Here is a 21,832-nt window from a genome sequence, read left to right as displayed (position 1 = left end):
GCATATAGCTGTGGTGACACCCGATTAAGGGCACGATGAGTGACACTCTGGCGCGTGAGTGCCGAACGGGGACGTGCCGCGCGGAAGGCGGGGCACGGCGCCGCCGGCCGTCGCGCGCGCGGCCACGGGCGCGGCAGGCGCCGGCGTCCTGGTCACGGCGGGAAAGGGACAGCGTCGCCATGGCAGACCACCAGGAAGCATCCGTCACCCTGCCGAGCGACCCTGCCTCGGTCCCCGCGGTACGTCGCTACGTGAGCGAGCTGCTGGTGGAGTGGGGCATGCCCGAGGACTCGGACCCCGCCGACTCCGTCCGGCTCATCGTCTCCGAGCTAGCGACCAACGCGGTGCTGCACACCCTCGGCCAGTCCCCCACCTTCACCCTCGACGTCCAGCTGGACCGGGACGAGCAGCTGCGCATCGGGGTCACCGACAGCCACCCCCGGTGGCCCCAGCGGCTGCCCGCCGCCGTGCAGCAGGACAACGGCCGCGGCATGGTGATCATCCGTCACCTCACGGCGGAGGCCGGCGGCACGCTGCTCGTCACCCCCACCGCGGAGGGCGGCAAGACGGTCTGGATCAGCCTGCCCTGGGCCACCGCCGCCGCCGTCGAGTGACCCCGGTGGCCCTCAGCCCTCCCCGGTGAGCAGCAGCGCCTCGGCGCCCATCGGCACGAAGCCCGCCGCCGTGAACGCCCGCACGCTCGCCGCGTTGCCCGGGGCGATCTGCGCCCACACCGTCCCGCCCTCCGGGACGAGATGACGTGCCGCCAGCGCGAGCCGGCGGCCGAGGCCCCTACCGCGCGCCCCCGGATCGACCTCCACGGCCGCCTCCCAGCGGCCCGCCACACCCCGGCCCGTCAGCACGGTGCCCCCGGGCACCGTCCACGCCCGTACCCCGTCACGGTGGCGCAGGGCCCGGACGATCCGCGGATGACCCCGGTCGGCGGTCTCCCGCAGGGGCAGGTCCAGGGCGGCCGGCGGCGGCCCCGGCAGGGCCGGCGCGGCGGTCAGCAGGTCGACGTTGTTCACCGTGCGGTCCAGCAGCCCGCACAGCGCGGTGAGGAACGGCGGATTGAGCGGCGCCGAGAGGTCGCCGGGCGGGAGCAGCCCGCGGATCCGCTCCGGATCGGCGTCCGCGAAGACCACGGCATGGGCGGTGAAGGCGATCACCCCGGCGTCGCGCGGCGCGGGCTGCGGCAGGACCGTCACCGAGCTGTCGGCGGGCGGGAAGACGCCCGCGGCGGCGTCGGCGAGGATCCGTATCAGGGACACACCGGCACGCTACCGGCACGTCCACGGCGCCGGTCGCGTTGCCCGGGAGCCCCGGCTCCCGGGCAACGCGACCGGGGTCACTTCACCCGGCCGTACCAGACGCTGCGGCTCCAGATCTTCTCCAGCCGCACCCGCCCGCCGGGTTTGGGGGAGTGCCAGATCTTCCCGTGCCCGGCGTACATCCCTACGTGGTACACGTTGCTCCCGTAGTGGAAGAAGACCAGGTCACCACGGGTCCGTGCGGACTTCCGGATGTGCCGGACGCTGTTGTACTGGGCGCCCGCGGTGCGGGGGAGCTTCTTGCCCGCCTTCTTGAAGGAGTAGAAGGTGAGCCCGGAGCAGTCGAACCTGCCGGGGCCGGCGGCCCCGTACTGGTACGGCGCGCCCCTCTTGGACGCCGCGATCTTCAGCGCCTTGGCGGAGACCGCCGCCGCGTCTGCCTGCTGGGCGAGCTCCGGCAGTACGGCGGGACCGGCCACGGCGGCCGCTGTGAGGGCGGAGACCGCTCCGAGCCGGCACAGGACCCCGGACATGGCTGTTGGCGCACTCATGCGCAACCCTTCGTCGTCCGCCTGCGAAGGATGACCTGTCGGGTTCGGGCAGGCGAAGATGCCCGGCCGCGGCTGCGGCTTCACCCCAAGGGTCCGGCGAACCGGACCCGTACTGCTCGGGTCCTCCGCTCCTGCCGATGAGTCGTCGTCGACCTGGCATCCGCGCGGCGGCAGGATTCGGCGTCCGCACGGACCGCCCCGCCGGGATGACGGGGGCTTGTCGTCGAAGGGATGATCACCCACCGAAGCGGCCGATTCCCAGCACAACCGGTCGAATGTGAGTCTGTTCACGACTCACCTATTCGGGTGGACTCCGCGACACGGGGCCCGGACTGACGACTCGAAAGGAGTCGAACACCAGGGACGGAGCGTCAGATTCCGGATGTGTGCGGCCATATCGCGCAACTCGGGGCCACTCGGCCGTCCACAGCAGATACAACGATCGGGCGAGTCCATTCGGTTCGAGTTGGCGCCGCCCGAACGGACCAGTGTGTCGTGACGCTCCGTCAGGATGGCCGTGACGACGGCAAGCTGACCTGACCGGTACGCCGTTCGCCGTCCAGCACCCGCAGCGCCCGTTCCATCGTCGCCGTGTGCACCTCGCTCTCTCCGCGCATGTGCATCAGCGTCAGCGCGTCACGCAGCTCCGTCGCCCTCCCCACCAGGGCCTGCGCGGCGCGCAGCGCCCCGTAGGTGTCCCGGGAGCGGGACGGGTTGATCCTGCCCAGCAGGTCCACGGCCTGCAGATAGGTGTCGATCAGCTCGCCCTCGGCCCGCGTCAGTGCGGGGAGCGGGGGCAGTTCGGGCACCACAGCCGGTCACCGCAGGGCGCGCGGAGCGCGGCCGGCGCCGTCCTTGCGGCTCAGCGTCAGCCGGTCCACCAGGCCGTAGGCGAGGGCCGACGGGGCGTCAAAAATGGTGTCCCGTTCGATGTCGGCCCCGATCCGCTCCGGTGCCTGACCGGTGTGGCGTACCAGTAGCTCCTCCAACTGCTCCCGACGGCGCAGCAGTTCCCGGGCCTGGATCTCCAGGTCCGCGGTGGTGCCCTGGATCACCTCCGCGAACGAGGGCTGGTGGATCAGCACCCGCGCGCCGGGGGTCATCAGCCGCTTGCCAGGCGCTCCGGCGGCGAGCAGGACGGCCGCCGCCGAGGCCGCCTGGCCGACGCACACCGTCGACACGTCGCAGCTGACGAACTGCATGGTGTCGTAGATCGCGGTCATCGCGGTGAAGGACCCGCCGGGAGAGTTGATGTAGAGCGAGACGTCCTGCTCCGGGGCGGCGGCCTCCAGGTGGATGAGCTGTGCCATCACGTCGTTCGCCGAGATGTCGTCGATGGGCGTCCCGAGCAGGACGATCCGCTCCTGGAGCAGCTTGGAGTACGGGTCCATGGTCCGTACGCCCTCGCTGGTGCGCTCGGTGAACTCGGGCAGGACGTGGCGGGCGGTGGGTCGAAGCATCGCTGCACCTCCGTGGGCACCCGGGCAGGGGTGCCCGTCGCTGTAAAAAATGTACAGGACGTACATCTCGTTATGATGGGGAGCATGGCCCACGAAGTCCCGGTGACACAAGCGCGTGCGGAGCTGGCGGAACTGATCAACCGCGTCGTCTACGGCGGTGAGCGGGTGGTCGTGACGCGTCACGGCAAGCCGCTCGTCGCCTTGGTATCCGCCGCTGACCTGCAACGACTCCAAGAACTGGACGCCGCTCCCGAGGAGGCGGTGGTCAGTACGGTCTCCTCGGTGCGCGGGGTGGTGTCCGCCACGGGCGAACGCCGCCGGTTCGGCATCGCCGCGGAGCACCGCGGTACGACGGACGCCCACCATGACGGGGCCTGAGCGGTTCGTGGGGGCGCGGACCTGTGGAGGGCCGATCCGCCGGCCTTCCCGGAGAGGGTCGTGTGCCGGCTCGCCGAGCGGCCGGGGCAGGGGGTGCGCCCGGGTGGTCGCCGGACTCGTGTCGTACGCCGAGGAGCGGAAGCGCCGTGACATGCTGCCGGAGGACGCCGAGCCCGACGAGGTCGCCCGCACCCCGCTCCCACGCGCGCCCGCCGGCTTCACCCCGGAGCCCGGGAGTTAACGCGGACGAAACGCCGCCGAACTAGCCTGCGGCTGCCGGACAACGGCAGGGCGAATCCGCCGGCCGGGGCCCCCGCGGGTCCGTTCACCCGGGACGACTGCGAGGTGTGGCCATGCAATTGACCCCCCACGAGCAGGAACGCCTGCTCGTCCATGTCGCCGCGGACGTGGCGGAGAGGCGGCGGGCCAGGGGCCTGAGGCTCAATCACCCGGAGGCCATCGCCCTGATCACCTCGCACCTCCTCGAGGGCGCACGGGACGGCCGCAGCGTCGCGGAACTCATGGCCTCCGGCCGCAAGGTGCTCACCAGGGACGACGTGATGGAGGGCGTGCCGGAGATGATCCACGACGTCCAGGTCGAGGCCACCTTCCCGGACGGCACCAAGCTCGTCACCGTCCACGAGCCGATCGTCTAGGGGGCGCCGCGTGATTCCCGGGGAGATCCTCCACGCGGGTGAGCCCGTCGTGCTCAACGCGGGCAAGCCGGTCACCCGGCTGACCGTGCTCAACTCCGCCGACCGGCCGGTCCAGGTCGGTTCCCACTACCACTTCGCCGAGGCCAACCCCGGTCTCGTCTTCGACCGCGCCGCCGCCCGCGGCAAGCGCCTGGCCGTCGCCGCCGGGACCGCCGTGCGCTTCGAGCCCGGCATCCCCGTCGAGGTCGAGCTCGTGCCGCTGGGCGGCGCGCGGATCGTGGCGGGGCTGCGCGGAGAGACCGGAGGTGCCCTCGATGGCTGAGCTCTCGCGTGCCGTCTACACCGACTTGTTCGGGCCGACCACCGGGGACCGTATACGGCTCGCCGACACCGACCTGCTGATCGAGGTCGAGCGGGACCTGTCGGGCGGCGCCGACGGCTCGGGCGACGAGGTCGTCTTCGGTGGCGGCAAGGTGATCCGCGAGTCGATGGGGCAGGCCCGGGCCACCCGGGCCGAGGGCACCCCCGACACGGTGATCACCGGCGCCGTCGTCCTGGACCACTGGGGCGTGGTCAAGGCCGACATCGGCATCCGCGACGGGCGGATCGCGGCGCTGGGCAAGGCCGGCAACCCCGACACCATGGACGGCGTCCACCCGGACCTCGTCATCGGGCCCGAGACGGAGGTCATCGCCGGCAACGGCAGGATCGTCACCGCCGGGGCCGTCGACGCGCACGTCCACTTCATCTCCCCGACGATCGTGGACGAGGCGCTGGCCTCCGGCATCACCACGCTCGTCGGCGGCGGCACCGGCCCGGCCGAGGGCACCAAGGCCACCACCATCACGCCGGGGCCCTGGCACCTGGCGCGGATGTTCGCGGCGCTGGAGCACTACCCGGTCAACATCGGCCTGCTGGGCAAGGGCAACACCGTCTCCCACGAGGCGATGCTCTCCCAGCTGCGGGGCGGGGCCGTCGGTTTCAAGATCCACGAGGACTGGGGCGCCACCCCGGCCGCCATCGACGCCTGCCTGACGGTGTGCGAGGCGACCGGCGCCCAGCTCGCCGTCCACACCGACACCCTCAACGAGGCCGGCTTCGTCGAGGACACCCTCGCCGCCATCGCCGGCCGGGGCATCCACGCGTACCACACCGAGGGCGCGGGCGGCGGGCACGCGCCCGACATCATGACCGTCGTCGCCCACCGCAACGTCCTTCCGTCCTCGACCAACCCGACCCGGCCGCACACCGTCAACACCGTCGAGGAGCACCTCGACATGCTGATGGTCTGCCACCACCTCAACCCCTCCGTGCCCGAGGACCTCGCCTTCGCCGAGTCGCGGATCAGGCCCGGCACGATCGCGGCCGAGGACGTCCTGCACGACCTGGGGGCGATCTCGATCATCTCCTCGGACTCGCAGGCCATGGGCCGGGTCGGCGAGGTCGTCCTGCGCACCTGGCAGACCGCGCACGTCATGAAGCGGCGGCGCGGGGCCCTGTCCGGCGACGGACGGGCCGACAACCTGCGCGCACGTCGATATGTCGCCAAGTACACGATCAACCCCGCCGTCGCCCAGGGCCTCGACGGCGAGATCGGCTCGGTCGAGAGCGGCAAGCTCGCCGACCTGGTGCTGTGGGACCCGGCGTTCTTCGGCGTCAAACCGCACCTCGTGCTCAAGGGCGGCCAGATCGCCTACGCGCAGATGGGCGACGCCAACGCCTCCATCCCGACCCCCCAGCCGGTCCTGCCGCGCCCGATGTTCGGTGCGATCGGCGGCGCGCCCGCCGCCAACTCCTTCACCTTCGTGACGCACACCGCCCTCGAGGACGGCCTCGCCGAACGCCTCGCCCTCGGCAAGCGGTTCCTCCCGATCCGCGACACCCGGCGCGTCACCAAGGCGGACATGCGCGAGAACGACGCCATGCCGCACGTCGAGGTCGACCCCGACACCTTCACCGTCCGCATCGACGGAGACGTCGTCGAACCCGCCCCGGCCGTGGAACTCCCCATGGCCCAGCGGTACTTCCTGTTCTGAACGGAGCAGGGGGACGATGAACCGCGCCGCGCTGCTGCTGCTCGCCGACGGCCGCTTCCCCGCCGGGGGCCACGCCCACTCCGGAGGGGCCGAGGCGGCCGTCACGGCGGGCCGGATCACCGGCCCCGGCACGCTCGAGGAGTTCTGCCGGGGCAGGCTGCACACCACGGGCCTGGTGGCCGCGGCGCTCGCCGCCGCGGCCGCCGCGGGCGCCGACCCGCTCGCGCTGGACGAGGCCGCCGACGCCCGTACCCCCTCGCCCGCGCTGCGGCAGACCGCCCGCCGCCTCGGCCGCCAGATGACGCGGGCCGCCCGCGCCGCCTGGCCGTCGCCCGCGCTCGACGCGCTCGCCGCCGCCCGGCCGCGGGGGGCCCACCAGCCCGTCGTGCTCGGCGTGACCGCCCGGGCCGCCGGCCTCACCCCGCTGGACGCCGCCCACGCGGCGGCGTACGAGGCCGTGACCGGCCCGGCCACCGCCGCCGTACGCCTGCTGAGCCTCGACCCGTTCGCGGTGACCGCCGTCCTGGCCCGGCTCGCCCCGGACCTGGACGAGGTCGCCGCCCGGGCCGCCGACGCCGCCCACCGCTGCCTCACCGAGGGCACCGACGCCCTGCCCGCCGCCTCCGCGCCGCTGCTCGACGTGTACGCCGAGGCCCACGCCGGGTGGCCCGTCCGCCTCTTCGCCTCCTAAGGGGACCCCTCATGCACCTCGACCACGACCACACCGTCTTCCCGCAACGGCACACCTGGGCCACCCCCACCGCCCGCCCCGACGGCAGCCGCCGCGCCCTGCGGATCGGTCTCGGCGGCCCGGTCGGCTCGGGCAAGACCGCCACCGTCGCCGCGCTGTGCCGTGCGCTGCGCGAGGAGTTGTCCATCGCCGTCGTCACCAACGACATCTACACCCGCGAGGACGCCGACTTCCTCCTGCGCAAAGCCGTCCTGCCGCCCGAGCGGATCGCCGCAGTGGAGACCGGCGCGTGCCCGCACACCGCGATCCGCGACGACATCTCGGCCAACCTCGAGGCCGTCGAGGACCTGGAGGACGCCGTCGGGCCGCTCGACCTCGTCCTGGTGGAGTCCGGTGGCGACAACCTCACCGCCACCTTCTCCAAGGGCCTGGTCGACGCCCAGGTCTTCGTGATCGACGTGGCCGGCGGCGACGACATCCCGCGCAAGGGCGGCCCCGGGGTCACCACCGCGGACCTGCTGGTCGTCAACAAGACCGACCTCGCCCCGTACGTCGGCTCGGACCTCGGCCGCATGGCGCGCGACGCCAAGCGGCAGCGCGGCGACCTGCCGGTGGTCTTCACCTCCCTCGTCGCCGAGAACGGCGTCGCCCCCGTCGCCGACTGGATCCGTACGCGGCTGGCGGCCTGGGCAGCGGTCCCCGCGTGAGGGGCGTCCACGCCACCGCCCGGATCACCGCCGTCCCGGACGGCCGCGGCGGCACCGCACTGCCCGAACTCACCGGCGAGGGGCCGCTCGCGCTGCGCCGTACGCGGGCCGCCGACGAACGGGCGGCCCGGGTGACGGTCGTCGGCGCCATGAGCGCGCCGCTGGGCGGCGACCGGCTGGCCGTGCACGTCACCGTCCGGCCCGGCGCCGTGCTCCACGTGGACGCGGCGGCGGCCACCGTGTCGCTGCCCGGCCGGGGCGGGGAGCAGGCGCGGTACGACGTACGGCTCACCGTCGGCGAGGACGCCGTGCTGCACTGGCTGCCGGAGCCGCTGATCGCCGCGGAGGGCAGCGACCTGCTCATGACCACGACGGCCGAACTCGCCCCGGGCGCCCGCCTCGTGCTGCGCGAGGAGCAGATCCTCGGCCGGGCGGGGGAGCGGCCGGGCCGGCTCACCACCCGCCTCACGGTACGGGTCGGGGGCCGTCCGCTGCTGGACCAGGAACTCTCCTTCGGGCCGGGCGCGGCGGGCTGGGCCGGGCCCGCCGTCCTGCACACGCACCGGGCGGCGGGCCAACTGCTGCTCGTGGACCCCGCGTTCACGGACAAGCCGGTGGAGGCGCGGGTGCCGGTGCGGGACGCGGAACAGGGCGAGGCCGTGCTGACCCCGCTCGCCGGTCCCGCCGCGCTGCTGACCGCCCTCGCGCCCGACGGGCTGTGCCTGCGCCGTATCCTGTCGGCTAGCGTGGCCCCGTGACGTCGATAGACACCGAGAACCCGGGCCGTTACGGCCCCAGCGCGACCACCGAGGCCCAGCCGGAGCAGGTCGGCCCCGTCCGCACCGAGTACGCCCCCGCCCACGACGGCGACCCCGACCCGGGCGAGATCGTCTGGACGTGGGTGCCCTACGAGGAGAACGACGGCCGCGGCAAGGACCGCCCGGTCCTCGTCGTCGCGCGCGAGAGGACCGACACGCTGCTCGCCGTGCAGCTGTCCAGCAAGGAGCACAACGACGACCGCGAGTGGGTCGCCATCGGCTCCGGCCCGTGGGACAAGTCCGGCCGCCCGTCCTGGGTGAACGTCGACCGCGTGCTGCGCGTCCACCCCGACGGCATGCGCCGCGAGGCCTGCGCGCTGGACCGGGGCCGCTTCAACATCGTCGTGAACCGGCTCAAGGAGCTCTACCGCTGGCGCTGACGCGCACGCGGACCGGCCCCGGGGACGGTTACCGCCCCGGGGCCGGGGCCGGGGCCGGGGCCGGGGCCTTCACGGCGTCACGGCGTCATGGCTTCACGTCGGCGACGACCGCGTACTGCGTCGACTCGTGCTCCACGATGCACTCGCGCAGCCCGACTCGCCGCGCCTTGAAGTCCTCGCTCGCCAGGTACGCGAGGTACTGGTCGAGCGACCGCCACTCGCTGGTCACGATCCAGCTGTCCGGGTCCGCGTGGGACCGGCACAGCTGCGAGCTGATGAAGCCGTCTGCCGAGACGATGCCTTGGTGCACGAGGTCGTATGCCGCCGCATACTGATCCCCCTTGCCCTCGTGGAGGCGAATCCGCAGAACGACGCGTGTCTTCGGTGTGCTGTCCATGGGACCTCGATCCTTGGGGGCGCGAGGACCGTGCGCACGCCGCAGCCGCGCTCAGGACGGTGGCGTGGGGCCCGGGCGGGCCGTTCGATCGCACGGGGCGGCGCGGGAGTCGCGTGGCAGGGGCCGTCGAACGCGGGTCCCGGGACGGTCGCCCGGGGGACCGCCTCGTCCATCCCGGGGGGATGGGGCGCCCAGTTACCGCCGTCCCTCGACTGTGCGGCCGTCACCTGGGCGGGGCAAAAGGCGCTGGGCCGAACGGGTGAGCCCCATCCGCCGCTACGGGACGGGCGCCCCGGTCAGCAGGCCGGTCAGCACCGCCGCCGCCCCGCCCGCGCCGCCGCGGTGCAGCACCTCCGTACGGTGGACCAGCCGCGGCGCGGTGAGCGGCACCACGGCGACGCCGGCCGCCCCCTCGGCCGCGGAACGCGGCAGCAGCGCCGGACCGAGCCCCGACCTGACGAGTGCCAGCACCGTCCGGACCTCGGGTCCCTCGTGCCGCACCCCCGCCCGGAGGCCCTGCCCGGCCGCCGCCGGATGCAGCAGCGCCGGTGGCAGCGCGGCGGTCGGCGCGTCCCGCAGGGCGTCCGCGAGGTCCGCCGGCCGCACCCCCGCCGGCGGACCGGCGGATGATCTTCCGCCAGGACCACCGTCAGGTCCCCCCTCGGTGCAGCGCACCGCGTGCAGCGGGCCGGCCTCGGGCAGCCGCAGCGGATCGCCGGGCGCCGCCTCGGCCGCGGAACGCGGCAGCAGCGCCGGACCGAGCCCCGACCTGACGAGTGCCAGCACCGTCCGGACCTCGGGTCCCTCGTGCCGCACCCCCGCGCCCGGAAGCCCTCCCCGTCCGCCGCCGGCCGCACCCTTGCCGGCGTGCCGGCGGATGATCTTCCGCCAGGACCACCGTCAGGTCCCCCTCGGCGCAGCGCACCGCGTGCAGCGGGCCGGCCTCGGGCAGCCGCAGCGGATCGCCGGGCGCCGCCGCGCCGTCGGCCAGCCCGAGGCCGGGCTCTCCCGCCGCCACCCCGGCGACGACCTCCGCGCGGTCCAGCACCCGCAGCGTCATCCGGGCGCGCGGGCGCACTTCCCGCAGCCGTGCCAGGGCCCTCGCCGTCCGGGCACCGGCCGCCAGGGGCGAGGCCCCGCGCACGCCGCCAACCGGAGTTCCCGCCTTATGCGTTGGTAAAGAAACACTCATAAGATCTTCTCTCCGGGGCCTCCGGGACGAAAGGATCCCCCTGCAGTTGCGTTCAGGCCGCCACAAGCGGCACCAACAGCAGGGGGAGTTCATGGTGAGACGCACGGCCGTGCTCGGGCTGACCGCGGCCCTGATAGCCGGCACCGTCGCCACGGCGGCACCGCAGACCGCGGTCGCCCGCAGCACGCCGAAGGCCCACGGTCACAGCGGCGCCGCCGAGGCCCGTGGCGTACGGATCGCCGCCGCGCACGCCGCGAAGAAGGGCATCGACTGGGCCGCGTGCCCGGCCGACTGGGGCATCGCGAACCCCGTCCAGTGCGGCTGGGTGACCGTGCCGGTCGACTACGCCAAGCCCTACGGCAAGACGATCAAGATCGCCGTGGACCGCATCGGCAACACCGGCACCGCCGCCGAGCGCCAGGGCGCCCTCATCTACAACCCGGGCGGCCCCGGTGGTTCCGGCATGCGGTTCCCGCTCCGCGTGACGACCAAGAACCCGATCTGGGCGGCGACCGCCAAGGCCTACGACTTCGTCGGATTCGACCCGCGCGGCGTCGGCCACTCGGCGCCCATCTCCTGCGCCGACCCGCAGGAGTTCGTGAAGGCCCCCAAGGCCGACCCGGTCCCCGACGACGAGGCCGACAAGCGGGCGCAGCGCAAGCTGGCCGCCGAGTACGCGCAAGGCTGCAAGGAGCGCACCGGCGCCGCCGTGCTCTCGCAGATGACGACGGCCAACACCGCCCGCGACCTCGACGTCGTCCGTGCCGCCCTCGGCGAGCGGAAGCTCAACTACCTCGGCGTGTCCTACGGCACCTACCTCGGCGCCGTCTACGCCACGCTCTTCCCGTCGCACGTGCGCCGCATGGTCGTCGACAGCGTCGTCAACCCCGACCGCGACCAGATCTGGTACCGGAACAACCTCGACCAGGACGTCGCCTTCGAGGGCCGCTGGAACGACTGGAAGGCCTGGGTCGCCAAGTACGACTCCGTCTACCACATCGGCAACACCCCGGCGAAGGTCCAGGCGAAGTGGGAGCAGTTGCGGGCCGCCGCCAAGGCGCACCCCATCGGCGGGGTCGTGGGCCCGGCCGAACTGCTCGGCCTCTTCCAGAGCGCGCCGTACTACGACTCGTCGTGGGCGGCCGTGGCCGGCATCTGGAGCGCCTACCTCGCGGGTGACACCCAGGCGCTGGTCGACGCCGCGGCGCCCGACCTGTCGGACACCGCCGGCAACATCGCCTCGGAGAACGGCAACGCGGTCTACACGGCGGTGGAGTGCACCGACGCCAAGTGGCCCCGTGACTGGCGCACCTGGGACCGCGACAACACCCGTCTGCACGCCAAGTACCCGTTCCTGACCTGGTCCAACGCATGGATGAACCTGCCGTGCGCCACCTGGGGCGTCCCGCAGCAGAACCCCGTGGAGGTGCGGACCGGCCACGGCCTGCCGCGCGTCATGATCGTCCAGAGCACCCGTGACGCGGCGACCCCGTACACCGGCGCCGTGGAGCTGCACAAGCGGCTCAAGGGCTCGCTCATGATCACCGAGAAGGGCGCCGGTTCGCACGGCGTCACCGGCCTGGTCAACCCCTGCATCAACGACCGGGTCACCGACTACTTCGTGACGGGCACGCTCGACCGGTCCGACGTGACGTGCGCCCCGCACGCCACGCCGGTGCCGCCCACGAGCTGACCCTGCGCGGTACACAGGCGGACGGCCCCGCGGCGCCCACAGGGGCGCGGCGGGGCCGTCCGGCGTTCCGGGCCCGGGCGGCTATCCGAGCCGCACCCCGGTCGTGCCCGTGCCCTCGTTGCCGTCACCGGTGTTGACCGTGCCGCGCGGCTCGAACATCAGGATGCGGGTGCCCTCCTCGGCGCGCGGGCGGTGCGGGACACCGCGGGGCACGGTGAACACCTCGTGCGGGCCGAGGGTCACCGTACGGTCCGGCAGTTCCAGGTGCAGACGGCCGGCGAGGACGAGGAAGAACTCGTCGGTGTCCGCGTGCGCGTGCTCGGCGAAGTCGCCCTCGACGTTGGCCACCTTCACGTCGTAGTCGTTGACCTCGGCGAGGACGTGCGGCATCCACTTCTGGTCCACGGCGTCCATCACGGTGTCGATGTTGCGTTTGTCGCTCATGGGACTCCTCTACCCGGGGAAGGCGGCGGCGAAGGCCGCCCGGGTGGGCGAGTCCGCGCGCCGGTCCAGTACGGCGAAGACGACCCGGCCGAAGCGGTCCGCGAACCGGCCGCCCGGCCCGAGGTGCTCGCGGAAGGCGGCCGCGACCGCCGCCGGGTCGTTGCGGAACACCCCGCAGCCCCAGGCGCCCAGCACCAGGCAGGGGTAGCCGTGCGCCGCGGCGACCTCGAGCACCCTGCCCGCCCGCGCCGTCAGCGCGGCCGGCACCCGGTCCGCGGCGCCGGGGTCCTGGCGGGCGATCACCCCCGCGTTCGGCGCGGCGGAGGTGAGGAAGCCGGCCTCGAAGGGCTCGTCCAGCAGGACGCCGTGCTCGTCGCGGAAGACCGGGACGGCGGGGGAGTGGATCACCCGGTCGCTGTAGAAGGGGCTGCGGTCGGCCCGGTGCCAGTCGTAGAACCGCCTCGCCGTGAGCAGCGTCGTGTACAGCGCCGACGCGCGGCACACCGCCTCCTCCTGGGCCTGCGCCCCGTTGAGGTAGCCGCCGCCGGGGTTGCGCGCCGAGGCGAAGTTCAGCACGGCGACCGGGACTCCCGGTGCCTCCCGCACCAGGCGGCGCGCCGCCTGCAGGCTGTCCTCGCCGGTCACCTCGAAGGCCGTGGGCCCGGTGCGTTCCGCGCGGGGGCCGGGATCGACGGGCCCGGGGCCGTACATCCGCGTCCCCCGTACCGCCCGCGCGACGGCCTCCCCGATCGCCACCTCCACGCCGCGTGCCGTGCGGTACCGGCCGGTCGCGACGAGGCCTTCCGTCTCCTTGGCGAGGGCCCGCAGCCGCGCACTCATGTCCGGTCCTTTCCCACGCCCTGAGGCTAGTGGGGCTCCCCGGGCCCGGCGAGCGGTTTTCCGGCGGCCAGCCAGCGGTCCTCGGCCTCGTAGTCGAACAGGTCGCCGAACCGGTCGTACGTCGACGCCAGGACGGGGAAGGCCTCCCGCCAGTCCCGCCCGCCGAGCCGCTCGACCAGCCAGGCCACGTTCTCCGGCAGCGACTCCGCGTAGCCGGTCACGGCGTGGTAGCCCAATTCCCGCTCCGCGGCCGACATGTCCAGCACGAAGGGGTGGGCCGTGGTCCACGGGGTGTCGCCGACGTTCTTCGCCGGGGGAGGGCCGTCCACGGTGTACGTCTGCGTCTCGTGGCCGAGCGCCGCACCGATGGCGTCCGCGATCTCCGCCACCGTCGGGGCGTACGGGTCACCGGCGTTGAGCACCCGGGAGCCCGGTCGGCCGGCGGCCAGCCGCACCAGTTCGGCGAGGTTCGCGGCGTGCACCGGGTGGAAGCGACTCTCCCCGCCGTACGCGAGCACCCGGAACGGCCGCCGGTCCACGGCCCGCTTGACGAAGTACAGCTCCCTGGGACGCAGGCTGTGCGGGCCGTGGACGGCCCCGGCGCGCAGCAGGGTGACGGGCAACCGCCCCTCCGCCGCGAGGAGGTCGCGCTCGAGTGCCACCTTGCGCGGCGAGTAGCCGCCCTCGCCGGCGGCCAGCACGGCTTGCGTCTCCGTGACGGGCACCGGGAAGACGGGCGCGCCGCCGGGCTCCCCGTCGGTGTCCAGGCTTCGGCCGTGGCCGTCCTCGTAGACGGAGCAGCTGGACACGACGACCGCGGAGCCGATCCGGTCCGCCAGGTCCGTCAGCTGCCGTGCGTGCTCCGGCCCGTAGGCGACGCAGTCCAGCAGCACGTCGCAGCCCTCGCCGAGCGCCGCCGCCAGGGCCGCCGTGTCCTCGCGGTCCACGGCCACCGGCCGGACCCCGTCGGGCCAGTCCACGTCACCGCCGCCCCCGCGGGAGGCGGCCCGCACCTCCCAGCCGTCCTCGGCGAGGGCGCGTACCGACGCCCGGCCGATCTGTCCCGTCGCCCCGATCACGAACGCAGTTCTCGTCATGACCGCGACGCTAGGCGGGCAGGCGCCGGCGGGGCCAGGCGCGTTCGCCGTGCGCGGATCCGCCCAGGGCGCAACCGCCCAGGGTGCGACCGGTCAGGCGCTGCGGCGCAGCCGGGAGCCGATGCCGGACTGGCCCTGCTGCTCCGCCTTGACCTCGGAGGCGTACCGGTCGACGTACTCCTGGCCGGACAGGCCGAGGATGGCGTACATGATCTCGTCGGTGGCCGAGCGCACCACGAAGCGCTCGTTGTCCATCCCCTCGAAGCGGGAGAACTCCAACGGCGCGCCGAAGCGGATCGTCACCGGCTTGATGCGCGGCAGCCGCCGGCCGGCGGGCTGGATCTCGTACGTGCCGATCATCGCGCACGGGACCACCGGGACCCCGGCGCGGATGGCCATGGTGGCCACGCCGACCTTGCCCTTGTAGAGGCGTCCGTCGTGGGAGCGGGTGCCCTCGGGGTAGATGCCGAGGAGCTCGCCCTTGGCGAGCACCTTCAGCCCCTCGCGGACCGCCGACTCGCCCGCCTTCCCGCCGGAGCGGTCGACCGGGATCTGCCCGATGCTGTGGAAGAACGCCGCGGTCAGCCGTCCCTTGATGCCGGTTCCGGTGAAGTACTCGGCCTTCGCCAGGAAGGTGATCCGGCGCGGCAGGATCGCGGGCATCAGGAAGTGGTCGGAGAACGACAGGTGGTTGCCCGCGACGATCGCCGCGCCCTCCTCCGGGATGTTCTCCATGCCCTCGATCCTCGGGCGGAACAGCACCCGCAGCAGCGGGCCGAGGACCACGTACTTGAGCACGTAGTAGAACACGGACTGACTCCCAACTGGCGCCGATCGGCTCCGGGGCGGCGTTCTGCCAGGTCACAACGCGGTTCGAGGATGGTCAGTCTAGGCGCGGCGGGTGCCGTGCGTCACCGGGCCCGTACGCGCGCGCCGAGTGATTGGTATGGACATGACTAGTCGTCACCTCTAGGCTCGCGGCGACGTCAGTTTTGAGAGCGCTCTCACGACCTCCCCTGCACCACTTCCTCCCACACCAGTTAGGGGAACTGCCATGAGACGCAGGATCAGCGCGCGTGCCGCCCTGTCCGTGCTGCTCGTTCTGGCGGGACTGGGCGCGACCTCCACCGCGCCCACTCCCGCCGCCGCCTCTCCCGCCGGGAGCGCTCCCGCGTCCGCCGCCGGCACGCCGTCCGCCGGGCTCGTCCGGGCCCTCGCCGGCGACCTGGGCCTGAGCGAGGCGCAGGCGCGCGAACGCCTGCGCGACGAGGCCGCCGCCACCCGTCTGGAGCCCGCCGCCCGGCGTGCCGCGGGCGCGGACTACGGCGGGTCCTGGTTCGACGCGCGCACGGGCACCCTCGTCGTCGCCGTGACCGGCGAACGCAAGGCCGCGGCCGTCCGCGGGACCGGGGCGGCCGTACGGGTCGTCGAGCACTCCGCGGGCGAACTCGACGCGGCGAAGGCGGTCCTGGACCGCGGGGCCAGGGCGGGGGCCGCTCCGGCGGCCGTGACCGGCTGGCGCGTCGACCCGCGGGCCAACCGCGTCGTCGTCGACGTCCGCGCGGGCGCCCGGGACACCGCGGCGGTGCGCGCCTTCGTCGCCCCCGCCCGCGGGGCCGCCCCCGGCGCCGTCGTCACCTCGGTACGCCGGGCCGCGCAGGCACCGGAGACGCTCTCCGCGGGGACGGTCGGCGGGGACCCGTACTACAGCCACAACATCCGCTGCTCCATCGGCTTCTCGGTGTACGGCGGCTTCGTCACCGCCGGGCACTGCGCCCAGCCCGGCGCCGCCGTGTACGGCTGGGACGGCTCCTACGTCGGCGCCTTCCAGGGCGGCACGTTCCCCGGCAACGACTACGGCTGGGTCAACGTCGGCAGCGGCTGGTGGACGGTCCCGGTGGTGCTGGGCTGGGGCACCGTCCCCGACGCCCTGGTGCGCGGCTCCGCCGAAGCGCCGGTGGGGGCGTCGGTCTGCCGCTCCGGGTCGACCACGCACTGGCACTGCGGCACGGTCCTGGCGAAGAACGAGACCGTGAACTACAGCCAGGGCAGCGTGTACGGCCTGACGAAGACGAACGTGTGCGCGGAACCGGGCGACTCCGGCGGCTCGTTCATCAGCGGCGACCAGGCCCAGGGCGTCACCTCCGGAGGCTGGGGCAACTGCTCCTCCGGAGGCGAGACCTGGTTCCAGCCCGTCAACCCGATCCTGGCCCGTTACGGCCTGACCCTGCACACCGCCTGAGGCGGGTGCTCTTCAGTGTCCCGTTGCGCCCTCGCGGGCGCGGCGGGGCATCAGGAAGGCGGCCGCCAGGGCCGCGACGAACGCGGCCGCGGCCATGAGCGCCGTCCACTGGGTCGCGGGCACCGTGCCCCCGTCGGCCGCGTAGGAGAAGAACGCCGTGCCGAGCACCGCGACACCGACCGAACCGCCCAGCTGCTGCACGGCGTTGAGGACGCCCGAGGCCGAGCCGGTCTCGCGCTCCTCGACGTCGGCGAGGGCGATGTCGAAGAACGGCGCCATGACCAGGCCCATCGCGAAGCCGTTCAGCAGGAGGGCGGGCAGCAGCTGCCAGGTGGTGGCCCCCTGGCCCGCCAGGTGCACGGTGAGCGCCAGCGCGGCGACGGCCACCGCCGACAGCGCGAAGCCTGCCTGGATGGTGCGCCGGCCGTACTTCGGGCCGAGGACGGCACCGGAGAGGACCGCGCCGACGACCGTGCCGGCCGACCAGGGGATCATCGACGCCCCGGCGTGCAGGGCGCTGTAGCCGAGCCCGACCTGCAGGTGCAGGGTGAGCACGAGCATCAGCCCGCCGACCGCCGCGAAGAAGGCCACGCCCACCACGAGCGCCGCGGAGAAGCCGCGGTGGCGGAAGAGCCCCGGCTCGACGAGCGGGGAACCGCCCCGAGCCACCAGCCGCCGCTGGTACCAGGCGAAGAGGCCGAGCACCGGGACCGCGCCCGCCATCGACAGGTACGTCCACAGCGGCCAGCCCAGATCGCGGCCCTGGACCAGCGGGTACACCAGCATGAGCACCCCGAGGCTGACCAGCGCCGACCCCGGCAGGTCCAGCCGCGGCGCGTGCGGCGAGCGCCCCTCGGGCAGGATGCGCAGCGCGACGGCGAAGGCGACGACGCCGATCGGGACGTTGATCAGGAACACCGAGCGCCAGCCGGAGCCGAACAGGTCCGCGTCGGTGAGGAAGCCGCCGAGCACCGGCCCGGCGACCGCGGCGAGCCCCATGACCGGCCCGAACGCACCGAAGGCCGCCCCCTGCTCCTTCGGCGGGAACATCTGGCGCAGGATGCCGAGGCCCTGCGGCACCATCATGGCGGCGAACAGCCCCTGCGCGGCCCGCCCGCCGATCAGCATCCCCGCGGAGCCCGCGGCCGCGCACAGCGCGGAGCACACCGTGAACCCGGCGAGCCCGACGAGGAACATCCGGCGGCGGCCCACGATGTCGCCGAGCCGCGCCCCCGTGATCATCAGTACGGAGAAGGCCAGCGTGTAGGCGGCGGTGATCCACTGGATCTGCGTGGAGCTGCCGCCGAAGTCCGCGCGGATCGAGGGCGAGGCGACGCCGACGATCGTGGCGTCGAGCAGATCCATGATCTCGACGGCGAGGATCACGGCCAGCCCGAGCTTGCGCAGGGGGTGGCCGGTGGCCGGGGGCGCCGGCGGGGAGAGGGATTGGGTGGTCACGGGGGCCTCCGCGGAATCGGACGAACGGCGTTCGTTCTGAACGAACAGTGTTCTAGAAGACGAACAGTGTTCGTGTCAAGTACGCTGTTCGTGTTCCGCTCCCGGAGGTACGCAGCACGTGACATCGGTCCCCGTCCCGCCCTGGCGCCCCGAGCGCAAGAAGGCCCCCCGTCGCAGCCTCAGCCGCGAGGCGATCGTCACCGCGGCCCTGCACGTCGTCGACGCCGAAGGCCTCGACGCGCTGAGCATGCGCCGGGTCGCCCAGGAACTGGACACCGGCGCCGCCTCGCTCTACGCGCACGTCGCCAACAAGGAGGAGCTGCTGGAGCTGCTCCTCGACCGCATCCAGGCCGACGTGACCCGCCCCGAGCCCGACCCGCAGCGGTGGCAGGAGCAGATCAAGGAGATGGCCCGGCAGGGCCGCCGCGTCCTCGTCGCCCACCGCGACCTCGCGCGCGCCGCCATCGGCCAGGGCATCCCCTTCGGCCCCAACGCCCTCCTCAACGCCGAGGCCATGCTCGCGGTCTTCAAGGCCGGCGGCCTGTCCGACCGGGTCTGCGCCTACGGCGTGGACGCCCTCGCGCTCTTCGTCACCGCCACCGCGATGGAGGAGAGTTTGCGCAACAGCCAGGGCTTCGGCGGGACGGGCGTCCCCCTCGACGAGCACATCGCCCGCATCCGCGAGTACTTCGGCTCGCTGCCCCCCGCGCGCTTTCCCCACATCACGGGCATGGTCGACGCCCTCATGCGCGACGAGGGCGACGAGCGCTTCGAGTTCGGCCTCGACCTCCTCGTCTCCGGCCTCGCCCGCCACGCCCCCGCCTGACGCCGGGCCTTTGCGGCTGCCGCGTGGGGGGGGTACGTACTCGGCCGGAGCTGAGTACGTGCGCTCTGGCCGGTGCCCAGGCGGGGCGGGACGCTCGGGTCATGCGCCGATCAACAGCGAATCCCGTGTCCCGGTTGTTGCCGATCCTCCTGCTGGCCGTCGTCGCGTCGGCCGACTGGGCTGCCTGGCTGGGCTGGGACAGGCACCGTGATGTGCAGCCCGACGGCACCGTGACCGGTCCCTACGAAGCCTGGCAGGTCGCAGGGCTGGTTCTGACGCTCGTGGCGGCCGTGTGCTGGGCCGCGTCCCGCGGCTTCGTCATGGCCGCCGTGCTCGGCACCACGCTCGGCCTGACCGCCGCCGCCTTCGTCGACTGGTCGGACGACTCGAGCGGCCTCTTCGTGGTCGGCGTCGGGATGGTCCTGACCGGGACCCTCGTCGTGACGGCCGTCATCGCCAAGGTGGTCGCCTCCGTGACAGGGGGCGGAGGAAGGACGAGGGCCTGACGGCCTGCATCCACGCCGGGGCATGAGGGGTGGTGCCGCCCACGGGGCCAAAATTCACCGGAACGACGTTGTAATGAAAACATCCCGGGCCCTAGTCTCCGAGCAGGACGGCGACGGGGAGGTCGACATGGGGACGGGTTACGCACCCGCGGACACGCGGATGATGGGGATCGTGCACGGCGCGCTCCGCCGTGACCTGGAGCGCACGCGGACGGTGTTGTCCACCGAGCCGCATCCGCAGCCGGGGCAGGGGAGCGCGGTCGGCCGGCACGTCGTGTGGCTGATGGAGTTCCTCCACGCGCACCACATCGGCGAGGACGAGGGCCTGTGGCCCCTGGTGCGCGAGCGCGACCCGGCCACCGGGCCGCTGCTGGACTCGCTGGACGCCGACCACCGCCGGATCACCCCGGCGGCCGTGACCGTGACGGACGCCGCCCGGCGGTACGCGGAGACGGCCTCCGACCAGGCGCGCGTCAGACTGCTGGCGGCGCTCGACGCGTTGACGGCCGTCCTCGTACCGCACCTGGAACGCGAGGTCGAGGAGGCCATGCCCGTCGTGTCGGCCACCCTCACGCAGGCCGAGTGGCATGCCTGGGACCAGCGGTACAACGTGAAGTCCAAGTCGTTCGGGCAGCTCGGCATGGAGGGGCACTGGCTGCTCGACGGCATCGACCCCGAGGGGCACCGGATCGTGGTCGCCCTGGTGCCCCCCGTTCCGCGCTTCATCCTGCTGCACGGCTTCGCCCGCGCCTACCGGCGGCGCCTGGCGCAATGGTGGCGGCCGCAGGACCCCGAGCGGGGAGGGGAGGTCCGCTGATGGCGGAGCAGGAGGAGCCCCGGGCGCGGCGCGCGTACCGGTCACCGCGACGCGAGCAGCAGGCGGGTGAGACCCGGGCCGTCGTGCTGGCCGCGGCCGTCCGGCTGTTCGGCGAGCGGGGGTGGGCGGCGACCGGGATGCGTGACGTCGCCCGCGAGGCCGGGGTGTCGGTCGAGACGGTGTACGCGGGCTTCCGGTCCAAGGGCGAGCTGCTGATGGCCGCGCTCGACGTCGCCGTCGTCGGCGACGCGGAGCCCGAAGCGCTCGCCGAACGCCCGGAGTTCGCCGGACTCGCGTCGGGGACCCGGCAGGAGCGGATCGCCGCCGCCGCGCGGCTGGTCACCGCCATCCACCGGCGCACCGCCGGTGTGCACCTCGCGCTGCGCGAGGCGGCCGCCTCCAACGGCGACCTGGCGGGGAAGCTGCGGGACAACCAGCGGCGCCGGCGCGTCAGCGTCGAGCAGGGCATGACCGGCGTCACGGGGCGTGCGGTGACCCGGGAGGAGCTCGACGGGGTGTGGGCGGTCCTCGGCGTCGAGGTCTACCACCTGCTGACCGGGATCTCCGGCTGGACACCGCAGCAGTACGAACAGTGGGTGGCCGGTGTCATCGACCGGCTGCTCGACGCGTGAGACCCAAGTACACGACCTGGAGGGGGAGGAACAGTGAGGGACAACGACAGGGAGCGGGGCGTCGCCCGGACGTGCCGCACCGAGGTGGTCGTCGACGCGCCGGCCGAGGCCGTGTGGCGCGTCGTCGCGGACGTGACCCGGACCAGCGAGTGGAGCCACGAGTGCCACCGGGTCACCTGGCTGCGCGGGGCGAGCACGGCGGCACCGGGCGCCCGCTTCCGCGGCCGCAACCGATCGGGCCGGCTGAGGTGGAGCCGGGTCTGCGAGATCGTGGCCTTCGAGGCCCCGCACCGGATCACGTGGCGTACCGTCGCCACCCCGTTCTTCCCCGACAGCACCGACTGGACCATCGCGGTGGAGCCGGCGGGCACCGGGACACGGGTGGTGCAGACCTACCGCATGAGGAACACGCCCGCCTGGTTCCGGTGGCTCGTGGGCCGACTGGTCCCGGCCCACCTCGACCGCAGCGGTGACCTCACCGACGACCTGCGCCGCATCGGGACGATCGCCGCCCGCGACGCGCAGACCGCCGCGGCACGGACCTGAGGACGGGCCGGGGGCCGGGAAGCCTCAGCGGGGCGTGCGGATCGCGAACACCCCGATCGTGGCCAGGGTGAGGACGACCCAGGCGAACCACACCCATCCGTTGGGGCCGAGCGCCACCGTGTACGCGGTCACGGCGACCAGACACGCCACCGTGCACGTGATCATCGCCTTGGCAGGTGTGGGCATCCCTGGCC

29 protein-coding genes and 1 riboswitch are annotated in these 21,832 nt (G+C 73.7%); of the genes, 17 read left to right on the top strand and 12 right to left on the bottom strand.

Annotation, left to right across the window (positions count from 1 at the left end):
* Nucleotides 1-179: 179 nt before the first annotated feature.
* Nucleotides 180-614 (top strand): ATP-binding protein, encoded by a 435-nt coding sequence (locus AC1VWI_RS08645; protein WP_499510363.1) that lies wholly within the window; start codon nt 180-182, stop codon nt 612-614.
* A gap of 12 nt (nt 615-626) precedes the next feature.
* Here the strand turns inward: AC1VWI_RS08645 and AC1VWI_RS08640 are convergent, their stop codons facing one another.
* The 4 genes from AC1VWI_RS08640 to AC1VWI_RS08625 form a co-directional block, all read right to left on the bottom strand.
* Entirely contained in the window at nt 627-1,271 is a 645-nt protein-coding gene (locus AC1VWI_RS08640; RefSeq protein WP_499510362.1) for a GNAT family N-acetyltransferase, read from the bottom strand.
* A gap of 77 nt (nt 1,272-1,348) precedes the next feature.
* Nucleotides 1,349-1,822, bottom strand: coding sequence for a C40 family peptidase (locus tag AC1VWI_RS08635; RefSeq protein ID WP_499510361.1), 474 nt, complete (start codon nt 1,820-1,822; stop codon nt 1,349-1,351).
* A gap of 3 nt (nt 1,823-1,825) precedes the next feature.
* Nucleotides 1,826-1,980: riboswitch (cyclic di-AMP (ydaO/yuaA leader) on the bottom strand.
* 348 nt (nt 1,981-2,328) lie between these two features.
* A complete protein-coding gene (locus tag AC1VWI_RS08630; RefSeq protein WP_499510360.1) occupies nt 2,329-2,634 on the bottom strand; it encodes a hypothetical protein in 306 nt (101 codons plus the stop codon).
* Between the two features lie 6 nt (nt 2,635-2,640).
* Entirely contained in the window at nt 2,641-3,282 is a 642-nt protein-coding gene (locus tag AC1VWI_RS08625; RefSeq protein ID WP_499510359.1) for an ATP-dependent Clp protease proteolytic subunit, read from the bottom strand.
* A gap of 84 nt (nt 3,283-3,366) precedes the next feature.
* On the opposite strand from AC1VWI_RS08625, the gene AC1VWI_RS08620 reads away from it, so the two are divergent.
* The 9 genes from AC1VWI_RS08620 to AC1VWI_RS08580 all read left to right on the top strand — a co-directional run bounded on the left by AC1VWI_RS08620 (nt 3,367) and on the right by AC1VWI_RS08580 (nt 8,948).
* On the top strand, nt 3,367-3,660 hold the full coding sequence (locus AC1VWI_RS08620) for a type II toxin-antitoxin system Phd/YefM family antitoxin (protein WP_499510358.1): 294 nt from the start codon (nt 3,367-3,369) through the stop codon (nt 3,658-3,660).
* A gap of 103 nt (nt 3,661-3,763) precedes the next feature.
* Entirely contained in the window at nt 3,764-3,901 is a 138-nt protein-coding gene (locus AC1VWI_RS08615) for a hypothetical protein (RefSeq protein ID WP_499510357.1), read from the top strand.
* A gap of 112 nt (nt 3,902-4,013) precedes the next feature.
* Nucleotides 4,014-4,316: an urease subunit gamma gene (locus AC1VWI_RS08610; RefSeq protein ID WP_499510356.1), complete on the top strand. Its 303-nt coding sequence runs from the start codon at nt 4,014-4,016 to the stop codon at nt 4,314-4,316.
* Between the two features lie 10 nt (nt 4,317-4,326).
* Nucleotides 4,327-4,638, top strand: a complete 312-nt coding sequence (locus AC1VWI_RS08605) for an urease subunit beta (RefSeq protein WP_499510355.1) — start codon at nt 4,327-4,329, stop codon at nt 4,636-4,638.
* Nucleotides 4,631-6,352, top strand: coding sequence for an urease subunit alpha (locus AC1VWI_RS08600; protein WP_499510354.1), 1,722 nt, complete (start codon nt 4,631-4,633; stop codon nt 6,350-6,352). Before AC1VWI_RS08605 ends, AC1VWI_RS08600 begins: the two co-directional genes overlap by 8 nt.
* A gap of 16 nt (nt 6,353-6,368) precedes the next feature.
* Nucleotides 6,369-7,043 carry an urease accessory protein UreF gene (locus AC1VWI_RS08595; RefSeq protein WP_499510353.1) on the top strand — a complete coding sequence of 225 codons (675 nt, stop codon included), beginning with the start codon at nt 6,369-6,371 and terminating at the stop codon, nt 7,041-7,043.
* Nucleotides 7,044-7,054: 11 nt separating this feature from the next.
* Nucleotides 7,055-7,750 (top strand): urease accessory protein UreG, encoded by a 696-nt coding sequence (gene ureG, locus AC1VWI_RS08590; protein WP_499510352.1) that lies wholly within the window; start codon nt 7,055-7,057, stop codon nt 7,748-7,750.
* Nucleotides 7,747-8,508, top strand: coding sequence for an urease accessory protein UreD (locus AC1VWI_RS08585; RefSeq protein WP_499510351.1), 762 nt, complete (start codon nt 7,747-7,749; stop codon nt 8,506-8,508). Before ureG ends, AC1VWI_RS08585 begins: the two co-directional genes overlap by 4 nt.
* Nucleotides 8,505-8,948 carry a type II toxin-antitoxin system PemK/MazF family toxin gene (locus AC1VWI_RS08580; RefSeq protein ID WP_499510350.1) on the top strand — a complete coding sequence of 148 codons (444 nt, stop codon included), beginning with the start codon at nt 8,505-8,507 and terminating at the stop codon, nt 8,946-8,948. Before AC1VWI_RS08585 ends, AC1VWI_RS08580 begins: the two co-directional genes overlap by 4 nt.
* A gap of 85 nt (nt 8,949-9,033) precedes the next feature.
* Here the strand turns inward: AC1VWI_RS08580 and AC1VWI_RS08575 are convergent, their stop codons facing one another.
* Both AC1VWI_RS08575 and AC1VWI_RS08570 read right to left on the bottom strand, forming a co-directional pair.
* The gene (locus tag AC1VWI_RS08575) at nt 9,034-9,345 is read right to left on the bottom strand and encodes an antibiotic biosynthesis monooxygenase family protein (RefSeq protein WP_499510349.1); all 312 of its coding nucleotides are present in this window, start codon (nt 9,343-9,345) and stop codon (nt 9,034-9,036) included.
* 276 nt (nt 9,346-9,621) lie between these two features.
* A complete protein-coding gene (locus tag AC1VWI_RS08570; RefSeq protein WP_499510348.1) occupies nt 9,622-10,131 on the bottom strand; it encodes a LysR substrate-binding domain-containing protein in 510 nt (169 codons plus the stop codon).
* Nucleotides 10,132-10,628: 497 nt separating this feature from the next.
* Between AC1VWI_RS08570 and AC1VWI_RS08565 the strand changes: the two genes are divergently transcribed.
* On the top strand, nt 10,629-12,230 hold the full coding sequence (locus AC1VWI_RS08565) for an alpha/beta hydrolase (RefSeq protein WP_499510347.1): 1,602 nt from the start codon (nt 10,629-10,631) through the stop codon (nt 12,228-12,230).
* A gap of 81 nt (nt 12,231-12,311) precedes the next feature.
* On the opposite strand, the gene AC1VWI_RS08560 is transcribed toward AC1VWI_RS08565, so the two are convergent.
* The 4 genes from AC1VWI_RS08560 to AC1VWI_RS08545 form a co-directional block, all read right to left on the bottom strand.
* Nucleotides 12,312-12,674, bottom strand: coding sequence for a cupin domain-containing protein (locus AC1VWI_RS08560; RefSeq protein ID WP_499510346.1), 363 nt, complete (start codon nt 12,672-12,674; stop codon nt 12,312-12,314).
* A 9-nt stretch (nt 12,675-12,683) separates the two neighbouring features.
* A complete protein-coding gene (locus AC1VWI_RS08555; protein WP_499510345.1) occupies nt 12,684-13,514 on the bottom strand; it encodes a TIGR02452 family protein in 831 nt (276 codons plus the stop codon).
* Between the two features lie 26 nt (nt 13,515-13,540).
* Nucleotides 13,541-14,611 (bottom strand): NAD-dependent epimerase/dehydratase family protein, encoded by a 1,071-nt coding sequence (locus AC1VWI_RS08550; protein ID WP_499510344.1) that lies wholly within the window; start codon nt 14,609-14,611, stop codon nt 13,541-13,543.
* Between the two features lie 93 nt (nt 14,612-14,704).
* On the bottom strand, nt 14,705-15,421 hold the full coding sequence (locus AC1VWI_RS08545) for a lysophospholipid acyltransferase family protein (protein ID WP_499510343.1): 717 nt from the start codon (nt 15,419-15,421) through the stop codon (nt 14,705-14,707).
* Nucleotides 15,422-15,665: 244 nt separating this feature from the next.
* On the opposite strand from AC1VWI_RS08545, the gene AC1VWI_RS08540 reads away from it, so the two are divergent.
* The gene (locus AC1VWI_RS08540) at nt 15,666-16,853 is read left to right on the top strand and encodes a S1 family peptidase (protein WP_499510342.1); all 1,188 of its coding nucleotides are present in this window, start codon (nt 15,666-15,668) and stop codon (nt 16,851-16,853) included.
* Between the two features lie 12 nt (nt 16,854-16,865).
* Here the strand turns inward: AC1VWI_RS08540 and AC1VWI_RS08535 are convergent, their stop codons facing one another.
* Nucleotides 16,866-18,311 carry an MFS transporter gene (locus AC1VWI_RS08535; RefSeq protein WP_499510341.1) on the bottom strand — a complete coding sequence of 482 codons (1,446 nt, stop codon included), beginning with the start codon at nt 18,309-18,311 and terminating at the stop codon, nt 16,866-16,868.
* 118 nt (nt 18,312-18,429) lie between these two features.
* On the opposite strand from AC1VWI_RS08535, the gene AC1VWI_RS08530 reads away from it, so the two are divergent.
* The 5 genes from AC1VWI_RS08530 (at nt 18,430) to AC1VWI_RS08510 (ending at nt 21,638) form a co-directional block, all read left to right on the top strand.
* Nucleotides 18,430-19,137, top strand: coding sequence for a TetR/AcrR family transcriptional regulator C-terminal domain-containing protein (locus AC1VWI_RS08530; protein WP_499510340.1), 708 nt, complete (start codon nt 18,430-18,432; stop codon nt 19,135-19,137).
* 125 nt (nt 19,138-19,262) lie between these two features.
* A complete protein-coding gene (locus AC1VWI_RS08525; protein WP_499510339.1) occupies nt 19,263-19,643 on the top strand; it encodes a hypothetical protein in 381 nt (126 codons plus the stop codon).
* A gap of 127 nt (nt 19,644-19,770) precedes the next feature.
* A complete protein-coding gene (locus tag AC1VWI_RS08520; RefSeq protein ID WP_499510338.1) occupies nt 19,771-20,460 on the top strand; it encodes a hemerythrin domain-containing protein in 690 nt (229 codons plus the stop codon).
* Nucleotides 20,460-21,092, top strand: a complete 633-nt coding sequence (locus tag AC1VWI_RS08515; RefSeq protein WP_499510337.1) for a TetR/AcrR family transcriptional regulator — start codon at nt 20,460-20,462, stop codon at nt 21,090-21,092. Before AC1VWI_RS08520 ends, AC1VWI_RS08515 begins: the two co-directional genes overlap by 1 nt.
* 33 nt (nt 21,093-21,125) lie before the next feature.
* Entirely contained in the window at nt 21,126-21,638 is a 513-nt protein-coding gene (locus AC1VWI_RS08510; RefSeq protein ID WP_499510336.1) for an SRPBCC family protein, read from the top strand.
* Nucleotides 21,639-21,662: 24 nt separating this feature from the next.
* Here the strand turns inward: AC1VWI_RS08510 and AC1VWI_RS08505 are convergent, their stop codons facing one another.
* On the bottom strand, nt 21,663-21,824 hold the full coding sequence (locus AC1VWI_RS08505; RefSeq protein WP_499510335.1) for a hypothetical protein: 162 nt from the start codon (nt 21,822-21,824) through the stop codon (nt 21,663-21,665).
* Between the last annotated feature and the right edge of the window lie 8 nt (nt 21,825-21,832).

The organism is Streptomyces sp. TOM-9, from assembly GCF_056858595.1.
This window is presented reverse-complemented; position numbering and strand designations above follow the sequence as displayed.